The 10,809-nt window shown below is 36.1% G+C and carries 8 protein-coding genes; all 8 read left to right on the forward strand.

Annotation, left to right across the window (positions count from 1 at the left end; genetic code table 11):
* Window positions 1–2: 2 nt before the first annotated feature.
* Window positions 3–1,277: a DUF4833 domain-containing protein gene (locus IEV50_RS09970; RefSeq protein ID WP_188413642.1), complete on the forward strand. Its 1,275-nt coding sequence runs from the start codon at window positions 3–5 to the stop codon at window positions 1,275–1,277.
* A gap of 4 nt (window positions 1,278–1,281) precedes the next feature.
* Window positions 1,282–1,902, forward strand: coding sequence for a sterol desaturase family protein (locus IEV50_RS09975; RefSeq protein ID WP_188413648.1), 621 nt, complete (start codon window positions 1,282–1,284; stop codon window positions 1,900–1,902).
* A 1-nt stretch (window position 1,903) separates the two neighbouring features.
* A complete protein-coding gene (locus tag IEV50_RS09980) occupies window positions 1,904–2,842 on the forward strand; it encodes a phosphatase PAP2 family protein (RefSeq protein WP_229746693.1) in 939 nt (312 codons plus the stop codon).
* 350 nt (window positions 2,843–3,192) lie between these two features.
* Window positions 3,193–3,786: an RNA polymerase sigma-70 factor gene (locus IEV50_RS09985; protein WP_188413650.1), complete on the forward strand. Its 594-nt coding sequence runs from the start codon at window positions 3,193–3,195 to the stop codon at window positions 3,784–3,786.
* 69 nt (window positions 3,787–3,855) lie between these two features.
* Complete coding sequence (locus tag IEV50_RS09990) at window positions 3,856–4,914, forward strand: FecR family protein (protein WP_188413653.1); 1,059 nt, start codon at window positions 3,856–3,858, stop codon at window positions 4,912–4,914.
* Between the two features lie 135 nt (window positions 4,915–5,049).
* Window positions 5,050–8,400, forward strand: a complete 3,351-nt coding sequence (locus IEV50_RS09995) for a TonB-dependent receptor (protein WP_229746694.1) — start codon at window positions 5,050–5,052, stop codon at window positions 8,398–8,400.
* Between the two features lie 29 nt (window positions 8,401–8,429).
* Window positions 8,430–9,911: a RagB/SusD family nutrient uptake outer membrane protein gene (locus IEV50_RS10000; RefSeq protein ID WP_188413655.1), complete on the forward strand. Its 1,482-nt coding sequence runs from the start codon at window positions 8,430–8,432 to the stop codon at window positions 9,909–9,911.
* 278 nt (window positions 9,912–10,189) lie between these two features.
* Window positions 10,190–10,705, forward strand: coding sequence for a hypothetical protein (locus IEV50_RS10005; RefSeq protein WP_188413657.1), 516 nt, complete (start codon window positions 10,190–10,192; stop codon window positions 10,703–10,705).
* Window positions 10,706–10,809 lie beyond the last annotated feature (104 nt).

Raw genomic sequence — 10,809 nt, forward strand, 5'->3', positions numbered from 1 at the left:
TTATGAAATTAAGAGATAGCCTTCAGCAGGGTATATACAAGGTAATTAACCCATTTGTAAAGGGATTAATTAAAATAGGATTAACACCAAATGCCGTAACAACCATTGGTTTGGTACTGAATATCGGTGTGGCGGTAATTTTTGTTCTCGGAGCAGAAAAAACAAACCGAGGTGATATGTCTTACATTGGTTGGGGCGGAGCACTTGTTCTTTTTGCTGGTTTGTTCGATATGCTTGATGGACAGGTAGCAAGATTAGGAAATATGAGCTCGAAGTTTGGTGCACTTTATGATTCGGTACTTGATCGTTATAGTGAAATGATTATGTTTTTAGGTATATGCTATTACCTGGTGGCGCATCATTATTTTTTAAGTTCTCTTTTTGCTTTTATTGCGTTAATTGGTTCTATGATGGTAAGTTATACCAGGGCCAGAGCCGAAGGACTTGGGGTTGAATGTAAAGGTGGCTTAATGCAGCGCCCAGAACGCGTGGTAACTATCGGCGTTTTTGCAATTGCTTGTGGTATTGCAGGGCATTTTATTGGCGGCGATTATAAAGTTTATATTCCGGGAATCTCTTTCCATGTTTTTGAAACGATGTCGATATTTACCCTGCCGATAACTTTAATGGCATTATTAACCAATATTACAGCGGTAAAAAGGCTGCAGGAAGCGAAGAAAGGCCTGGAGGCTAAAGAAAGAGCAGAAAGACAAATTGGACACAAAGCCGCCTTGATTATTGGTTTTATGGTTTCTTTTGGATTGTTTGGTGCAAATAATTCGGTTATGGCACAAGATCCATCACCAATCACATTTCCGGTACCAAAAGACATCTCCAATCAATTGTTTTATCTGCAACGCGATCCGAATACAAATACCATAATTTGCCAGTTAAATGTAGATAATCATGGTGAGGTTAATATCTCTGATCCCGTTAATATTTTCTGGATGCGTTACGGGGATAAAGGCGAAAAGAAAGAACTGAGCTACATTCAACGGAAATTTGCTTATGGAATTTTGAGTAAGCATTTGGGTAATGGCCAGTTCGAACTTCGTTTTACATCACATAAAAAACTGCCAATGTATCTTAATAAATCAGCAGCCGATAAACGATACCATGTATTTGCAACAATTAATAAAAAGAAGATGCGGGTTGACCGTATTTTTTTGAGAATTGAGGGAGGTACTTTTTGGTTACCCAACGTAAAATATGTAGAAATTAAAGGATCTGATGCAAACGATCCATCAAAATTATTAGTTGAAAGGATTAAAATTTGAATTTATGAAAAAGAATTTTGTTTCAAATTCATCAGCATCTATCAGGATGTTCAATAACGGTTTTATGGAAAGCCTTTCGAAGGTTAAGTATTATGTACCCTTAATTGTTTATGTTCCGGTTATTGCTTATTTGTTTTATAAATCTTTTGCAGAAACAGATATATCGGTTATAAATTTTGTTAGCTGGTTTATACTGGGATTAGCTATCTGGACAATAACTGAATATTTTTTACACCGGTTTGTATTTCATTTCGAACCTGATGTAGAATGGGGTAAAAAGATTCATTTTGTATTTCATGGCGTACACCACGATTATCCGAATGATGCAAATAGGTTAGTAATGCCACCATCAGCTAGCATTCCAATGGCTTTAGGCTTTTACTTTCTATTCGACTGGTTATTACCTGACACCAAAGTTTATCCATTCTTTTCCGGATTTATGATCGGTTATCTTTTTTATGATATGGTTCATTATGCATTACATCATGCCAATTTTAAAAGCGGCTTTTGGAAACGTTTAAAACATCATCACATGTTACACCATTATTCCGATTCTAGCAAGGGTTATGGTGTAAGTTGGACCTTTTGGGATAATATTTTCCACTCCAATTTTGATAAAAAATAATATGCAAAAAAATATGATTCCGGGGAATTCATTTTACCAGCTTAAAACAATTATTATTACTTCAATTATTTCCCTGAGTTACCTTTTCCTTTCTTTTATTTTGGTTGGGTTTAAAACTGATCAATTAATACTTTTATTAATTTTTAATTCACTTTTTTATATTTCTTCTGCAACAAGGAAGTTTATTTTAGGTTTTTCAATTTTTATCGTTTATTGGATTTTATTCGATTACATGAAAGCCTTTCCAAATTATCTTTTTAACCGTGTTCATATTGAGGATTTATATCAAATGGAGAAAAAATTATTCGGAATAAATTTTGATGGATTGCTGATAACCCCGAATGAATACTGGAAACTTAATACAAATGATTTTTTGGATGTAATTACTGGTTTTTTCTACCTTATGTGGATACCGGTTCCTTTAATTTTTGCTACCTATCTTTTTTTCAAAAACAAAAAACAGTTCGTTTATTTTTCGCTCACCTTTGTATGGGTTAATCTTTTGGGTTTTGCAATTTACTATGCTTTCCCTGCTGCACCTCCATGGTACGTTCAGGAACATGGCTTTAAGTTTATTGCTAAAACAGCAGGAAATACTGGCGGTTTAGTTAGGTTTGACCATTATTTTAATATTCGTCTTTTTAAAGGGATTTACAGTAAAGGATCTAATGTTTTTGCAGCAATGCCTTCTTTGCATTCTGCTTACCCAATTATTGTTTTCTATTACAGTATAAAAAATAGATTAGGCATTATCAATTTATTTTTCGCTACCGTTATGTTCGGAATTTGGTTTGCTGCTGTTTATAATAGCCATCATTATGTACTTGATGTATTAATTGGAATAATCTGCTCAATAATTGCCATTATAACATTCGATCTACTTTTATCAGTCAAATTGTTTAAAAACTGCATTGATAAACTCATATTTGAGATTAAATAATTATTTGGTACACATTTAAAAAAACCTGCTAATTTACTTTGACAAACGAATGTTAAATAATGGATTTGATCAAAAAATTCTAACTCGTACAAATCAAGTAAAAAGATTTCTCCTCTGCAATTAAAATTGCGACTACGCTCATATTGACAAAGACTACGCTCATATTGACAAAAACTAACCTCAGAAGGTGAAATAGGCATTTTTAATTGTATTTATTAACTTAAAATAGCAGCTAAAATATTGTTAGTTATAAAAAAATACATACATTCGATAACCAAATATTGCTGTTTGTTTATAGCAACTTGTTTCTAAACAGTCACTATACTTTACAGTATTTTATTCATTCAATTATGAGCGAAGCTGAAATACGGTTTTTATTGGCCAGAATGTCTATGGATGATGATCATTCATCGCTAAAGAAATTGTATATTTTTTTTAGCACTACCTTACTAAATTTTGCGTATTCTTTTGTAAAGTCTAATGAAGTGGCAGAAGAAATTGTTGATGATGTGTTTTTAAGAATCTGGCTAAACCGGGCGCATGCAACTGAAATTGTCAATTTCAAAAGTTACCTGTATGCCTCTGTAAAAAATCGGTCGCTAAACCATTTATCAAATGCCTACTTAAGAGATGTTGTTCAAATGGAAGATATCCATGTAGACATTCAGGATAATGCACCTAATGGTGAGGAACAGCTTTACGCAGCAGATACGATGCAAATTATTGAACAGGCTGTAAACGCCTTACCTTTGCAATGCCATAATGTGTATAAATTGGTTAAAAATGAAGGGATGAAATACAAAGACGTTGCCTTGCATTTAAATATATCGATAAAAACGGTTGAATATCATATGGGTAATGCTTTAAGAAGCATTGCAAAAAACCTGGCTGAAGAATCCTTTTCCGTTTATAAAATCAGTGTCGACAAAATATCATCAAATTAATTTTTTTTTACACTAGGGTGTTTGTTATTTTTCTGGTCTAAATAGATAGACATAGACAACTGTGCTATTATGCTAACCAAAATCTGGACACTCATCAGTAAAAAACTTTCAGGCGAAGCTACTGCTGATGAACAACGTCAATTAGCTAGGCTTTTGGAAGAAGACCCAACGAGTAAATATCAATTTGATATCCTTGAGAAAACATGGATTAAAAATGGCGGAGCAGAAAAAGAGGATGTAGAAGTCCGTTGGAAAAAATTTGAGCAAAAACTGCTTCTGGCAGAAAGTGCTTCACTAATAAAACCACAGGAAAAGCGGCCCATCAAAAAAAAATACAGGCATTTTTTATATGGTTCCTTATACGCCGCAGCACTGTTAGTAGTTGCTTCAGCTTATATGTATATTTCCGGATTAAATGAAGACGGTAATCGAATCAATGTAATTGTAGCACCAATGGGTGCAATGAGTAAAATTCAGCTTTCGGATGGAACCCGTGTTTTTTTAAATTCGGGGAGCAAAATTACCTACAAGAAAAGTTTTGGTGCAAACAAGCGGGAAGTTTTTTTAACAGGCGAAGCTTTTTTTGAAGTAACGAAAGATGCCCGCCATCCTTTTTTAGTGACTACACCATTTGTTCGCATTAAAGTATTAGGCACAACCTTTAATGTACGTGCTTACCCTAATGATAAGATAACGGAAACTACATTGCTTTCCGGACGCATAGATTTAACGGTTCTTAAAAACCCGGAAAAAGAATTTATCGTTCGGCCTATGGAAAAAGTTTTGGTGAAAAATGAAAATACCAAAGAACCAAATGCTAATTCGGCGACCGATGATATTGATTTGATAAGCTTGCGTAAAATTCATCCGGTTGTTAATCAAAAGTATCCGGTAGAAGTACAGTGGACCGAAAATATACTGGCTTTTGACGAAGAAAACCTGGTGGATTTGATAAAGCGAATGGAGCGGAGGTATAACATTGGTATCAGCATTGAATCTATTACACTACGAGAGAAAAAATTCACAGGGCAATTTAAAACTGAAACCATTGAGCAGGCTTTGTCAGAACTGCAGTCGGCCAGCTATTTCCATTATAAAATAATCAAAAACCACATAACCCTTTATTAAAAATGCCTATGAATAAATAGCTTCACAAAACAAAAAAAACGGGAAATGTTAGCGCATCCCCCGTCTTAAATTAGGTATGTATCTACATATCGGTCCTTTCGAAACCAAATTATAAACCAACCCAAACACAAAAGTATGAAAAATCTTTATTACCGCACCAAGGAGGTACGGCTAAGTGTGCTATATAAGGTTCTTATTATGTTTAAATTTATTATCATTCTAGTGCTGGCATTTTCTACGCAAGTCTTTTCAAAAGGCTTCGGACAGCAAAAGATGGATATTTCTTTAAAAAACGTATCCTTAAAAAAAGCCCTTAAACAAATTGAAAGCGTTTCGCATTATCGTTTTTTATATAATGATGAACTACTCAAACCGGATTATCAAAACAATACAATCGAGCTGAAAAATGTATCAGTAGATGAAATATTACAATCGCTACTCAGCAAGACCACTCTTAAATATGAGGTGCGTAATAATGAACTTATTATTATCTCTAGTGCTAAAGCGCAACTTATCATTCCCGTTTCTGGTACTGTAAAAGACGAAAAAGGCCTTCCCCTGGTTGGTGTTTCAATTATGGAAAAAGGTTCTACAAATGGTACCAGTACAGATGGAGATGGTAATTTTAGAATCAATGTAAATAGTAAAGCATCTGTACTTACCATTAGATACCTTGGTTTTAAAACGCAGGAGGTAACTGTAGGCGAACAAACTATTTTAAATATTTCGCTGCAACCAGAAAGCAGCACTTTGAATGAGGTGGTTGTTGTGGCCTTTGGTACGCAAAAGAGGGGTGATGTTACCGGTGCGATAAGTACGGTTAATGCGAGCGAGATAAAAGACCTGCCAGTAACGCAGTTTTCACAAAAACTACAAGGTAAAATTGCTGGTGTGCAAATCAACCAAACCAGTGGTATACCTGGACAGGGTATGTCGGTACGGATTCGGGGCGCACTATCAATAGGCGGAGGTAGCCAACCCCTATATGTGGTGGATGGTTTTCCAATTGTTGGCGACATCAGCAACATTAATCCCGATGAAATTGAGAGTTTTACGGTGTTAAAAGATGCATCGGCTACTGCACTATATGGTTCGAGGGCTGCAAATGGTGTATTCCTTGTGCAAACCAAAAAAGCAAAAGAAGGGCAATCTAACATTAGTTTAAATGCTTTTTACGGATTACAATCTGTACCTGAAAAAGGTCGTCCGGATATGATGAATGCCGAAGAATTTGCTCAGTTTCAAAAAGAGTTATATACTGATAAAATAAGTAGAGGTTTGGCCACAAGTGTTCCGGCTGAATACCAGAATCCGGCACAATATCGTGGTGGTGGTACCGATTGGTACGATGTGCTTTTGCAAACAGCACCTATACAGAATTACAGCTTATCGTTAACCAGTGGGAAAGATAAATTAAGCACAGCGGCCACTATTGGTTACATCAGTCAAGAGGGAGTGCTTATTAATTCGGATTATAAACGGTATTCTGTACGTCTTAATTCAGAATATAAATTTAATGATAGAGTTACTATAGGTTTAAATGTAGCGCCAAGTTATGCCACTAATAATACGCCAAATACCGATGGTAACATATTTGGGGGTGGTATTATACAAAATGCCATTGCCACATCGCCATTAGCGCCATATATTAACCCTGATGGTTCATTGCCTTTAACGGCTACATCAACAGGTTTGTTCCCTAATCCAAACTGGTACAGGGTGGCACAGGAAGTAAAAAACAACACCCGCACCGGGCGTATTTTGTCTAATGCTTTTGGAAATGTTGAAATAATAAAGGGCTTAAATTTTAAAACCAGTGTAAACATCGATTACACCAACCAGCAATATAATCGTTTTAGCCCCTCAACAGCCGGCTCCTTATTTGCGCCACCACCAAACTTAACCAGCGCCACCGAGCGTAATTTTGTAAACTATTCCTGGTTAACGGAAAATACTTTAAACTATACCCGTTCCTTTGGCGACCATAACCTGGATGTATTGGTGGGTTATACCGCACAAAAATACCATAGTGATTATAGCAATGTTGATGCAACTGGTTTCCCGAATGATAAGGTTCAATCATTAGCAGCAGCCACGCAATTTATCCCAACTTACGACACACAAGAATGGTCATTAGCCTCACTTGTTTCCAGATTAAACTATAATTACAAAGGAAAATACATATTATCTGCATCCTTCCGTCGCGACGGTTCATCACGCTTTGGGCCTAATGTAAAGTACGGTAATTTCCCCGCTGTATCAGCAGGCTGGAACGTAAGCGATGAGGATTTTATGAAAAACATAACCGCAGTTTCCAATCTGAAGTTAAGGGCAGGTTACGGCTTAAACGGAAATTTTAATATTGGTAACTACAGCTATTTAGTTAATACCGCTACTACCAATTACCCATACAATGGTACACTTTCTCCGGGTTATGCCTTGAGTAATATTGGAAATAACAGTTTAACCTGGGAAAAATCCAAGCAACTGGATGTCGGCTTTGATTTAGGCTTGTTTAAAAACCGAATATTTCTTAGCTACGATTATTTTAATAAGATAACGACCGACATGCTATTAAATGTGGATGTACCTACTGGAACTGGATTTTCATCAGTAACTACTAATGCAGGCAAGTTTAAATTTACCGGCCATGAGTTTGCTATTTCTAGCCAAAACCTTGTTGGCGCATTTAAATGGTCGACAAATTTTAACATCACATTTATTAAAAATAAAGTTGTAAATGTTGATCCTTATGTTGGCCTTTTGCCACGCGGAGATCCTAATAACCCAACCATTAACCAGGTAGGCAGCCCAATCGGTTTATTTTACGGTTATAAATTTCTTGGTGTTTACAAAGATCAGCAAGATTTTAATTCTTCACCTAAATACGTTACCTCTGCTGTAGGTACGGTAAAAATGGCCGATGTAAATGGCGATGGTGTGGTAGATATAAAAGATTTAACGGTTATTGGTGATCCTAATCCGGATTTTACTTTTGGTATAACCAATAACTTGTCTTACAAAAATTTCGACCTTTCAATTGTAGCTTCAGGTTCTTATGGCAACGATATTCAAAACAGAACGCTGGAGTATATTCAAAATCTGGATGGTGTTTTCAACGTAACCAAAGATGTTGCGCAAAGGTGGAAATCTGTTCAGGATCCCGGCGATGGCATTCATCCGAGAGCAGGTGCTTACACTATCGAAAGGAACACCAACTCACGCTGGGTAAGTGATGGTAGTTTTTTAACCATCAAAAACGTAACATTAGGTTATACATTGCCAATAAAAGACAATAAATATCTTAAAAACTTAAGGGTATATACAAGTGTGCAACAACTCTACGTATTTACAAAATACGATGGCGCAAACCCTGAGGTTAACAGCTATGGTGGCAATTCAACAGGCTTAGTTCAAGGTATTGATAATACCACGTATCCTGTACCACGTACTTTTAACTTCGGCATTAACTTTAATCTTAAATAATCATGAACATGTTTGATAAAAAAAATAACATGAAAACAAAAATACTCATGATTGCACTAGTGCTGATGGTATGCAGTGCGTGCAAGAAAAGCTTTTTGGAACTAGAGCCTAAAACCAGGGTAACTGCAAACTTATCTTATATTACGGAGGATGATTACAGGCAGGCCGTTACCGGCATTTATGCCTCATTACTTGGCCTTTATAACGATGCTTATGTAATGGGCGAAATGCGGTCAGATAATGCCAATTACGTTTTCAATGCAACCATCTCGGGCGGGCAATTTATTTCAAAATATGAAATCGCCAGCTTTATCGATGTGCCAAATAATTTTAATACTAAAAATAAGTTTGTGTTTTGTTATCAGGGCATTTCGCGTGCCAATGCAGTTTTAAAGCGAATTGATGCCTCAAGCATTAACGCAACTTTAAAAAGTAACTTAAAAGGGCAGGCAGAATTTCTCAGGGCTTTTTACTATTTTGAACTGGTACAATATTACGGCGACGTGCCTTTATATTTAACCGATTTATCGGAAGTAAATAATGTTGCGGAAACAAAATTGCCTCGTGCGCCAAAAGCGGATGTTTATAAGCAAATTCTTGCTGATGCAACGGATGCAGCTAACTTGTTGCCCAACACACCTGTAGTTAAGGGTCAGGTTGCAAAAGGTGCTGCGAAAATGTTATTGGGTTATGTTTATATGACCTTGAAACAATATGCCGATGCAGAACGTGTATTGAAAGAAGTAACCACATTGGGCTATAGTTTGTTACCGGATTATGCTTCTATTTTTCTACCAGCAAATAAAAACAATGCAGAATCTATCTTTGAAGTTCAATATCTGCAAGGTAATTTCGGGCTGCAAAATGGTATTGTTTACCAGTTATTGCCAGCTGCAAGTCAAACCGTTAACCTTACCGGAATTGTTGGTAACAATCAAACAACCGGTGGATGGAATGTTCCTTCTGCAGATTTAATTGCTGCATACGAAGCAAATGACAAACGTAAAGCGGTATCTATTGCAACTTCTTATATAGATGGTTCTGGCAATACGGTGCAACAAGTTTATGTAAAAAAATATCTAAATCTTCCTCATTTTCAATATAATAATACTAATGATGACTGGCCAGTTTACCGCTATGCGGATGCCCTTTTATTATTGGCTGAAAGTTTGAATGAACAAGGTAAAAATGCAGAAGCCATTACCTACTTAGATCAGGTTAGAACAAGGGCAGGTATTACAACTTATGCTCTATCTGGCCAAACAGATTTACGGGCAGCGATTGCTAAAGAACGTCGTGTGGAGTTGGCTTTTGAAAATCACCGTTGGCTTGATTTGGTACGTACCGGGCAGGCAATTACGGTAATGAATGCTTACGGTGCTAAACTTAAACCTACGCGTCCTGATATTTCGCCTTTAGCATTTAATGTAACGGCAAACAGATTAATATTTCCAATACCACAGGATGAACTTAATTTAAACAACCTGTTAACTCAAAATCCAGGATATTAATTAATGTATCTAAAAAATAAATTAGAATTGCCGCATTGCAGGTTTATACAATTCTACCTGTGATCGGCAACTTTAATCCAGTTTCCAAAATATTTCCAACTGGTTAGTTTGGTTTTACTCAGCTAGTGCGTCCGGACATCATAACCGGACGCCAATACTGGGTCTTTGTGCACCTTCGCTAGTCGCTCATTAATGGCTGCTTAATTGTGTTACCATTTAATCAATAAAAATCGTGAAGCGCATGTGAATTAGCAATTAGTATATTTTAAATCTTACAGATGAAAACTTTCTTAACTAATAAGTCGCGACCTAAAGCAAGGTTGCTGGAATTAAAATTCAAGACAAAAAACATCTTTAAGAACGAATTTTTTTTAATGCTGTTTTTCGTGTTTGGAACATTTGGTAACTCATCCTACGGTCAGGATAAAGTATCAAAAATCCTTGATAAAAGCTATATATGGAATACCCAGGATAGTAGTGAGAATGTTGATTTGCATGTTGCTTTTAGAAAGAGTTTTAATGTTATAAATCCCAGTTCAGGTGCATTATTAAGCCTATTTGCGTATAATCGCTTCGCTGTTTATATAAATGGGAAGTATGTAATGCGTGGACCGGTACGCTTCGAAAATAGTGGTCCTCAATATGCAAGCATTAATATATCATCTTATTTAAAAAAAGGAAAAAATGTAATAGCAGTCGTATCACATCGATTTGAGCATACTGGTCAGATTATGGCTCATCAGGCTGGTTTTTCTGCTTTGATAGATTTAAAGGTAATGTGCATATACCAATAAATTTGACCCCCTTTCGCCAATTTTAAATTGACCCCCAGAGTTGTTGCTTGAAAAAAGCAGAAGTTGTTGTGCAAAAAGGCTTTTTAGAATCGATCTTTTAAGTC

The sequence above is a fragment of the Pedobacter mendelii genome (assembly GCF_014635725.1).
GTDB lineage: Bacteria > Bacteroidota > Bacteroidia > Sphingobacteriales > Sphingobacteriaceae > Pedobacter > Pedobacter mendelii.

What these genes read in the sequence shown, in the direction of transcription:
- IEV50_RS09980 (WP_229746693.1), top strand. Translation starts at nt 1,904, where the DNA reads ATGCAAAAAAATATGATTCCGGGGAATTCATTTTACCAGCTTAAAACA.
- IEV50_RS09995 (WP_229746694.1), top strand. Translation starts at nt 5,050, where the DNA reads ATGAAAAATCTTTATTACCGCACCAAGGAGGTACGGCTAAGTGTGCTA.
- IEV50_RS10000 (WP_188413655.1), top strand. Translation starts at nt 8,430, where the DNA reads ATGAAAACAAAAATACTCATGATTGCACTAGTGCTGATGGTATGCAGT.
- IEV50_RS09970 (WP_188413642.1), top strand. Translation starts at nt 3, where the DNA reads ATGAAATTAAGAGATAGCCTTCAGCAGGGTATATACAAGGTAATTAAC.
- IEV50_RS10005 (WP_188413657.1), top strand. Translation starts at nt 10,190, where the DNA reads ATGAAAACTTTCTTAACTAATAAGTCGCGACCTAAAGCAAGGTTGCTG.
- IEV50_RS09975 (WP_188413648.1), top strand. Translation starts at nt 1,282, where the DNA reads ATGAAAAAGAATTTTGTTTCAAATTCATCAGCATCTATCAGGATGTTC.
- IEV50_RS09985 (WP_188413650.1), top strand. Translation starts at nt 3,193, where the DNA reads ATGAGCGAAGCTGAAATACGGTTTTTATTGGCCAGAATGTCTATGGAT.
- IEV50_RS09990 (WP_188413653.1), top strand. Translation starts at nt 3,856, where the DNA reads ATGCTAACCAAAATCTGGACACTCATCAGTAAAAAACTTTCAGGCGAA.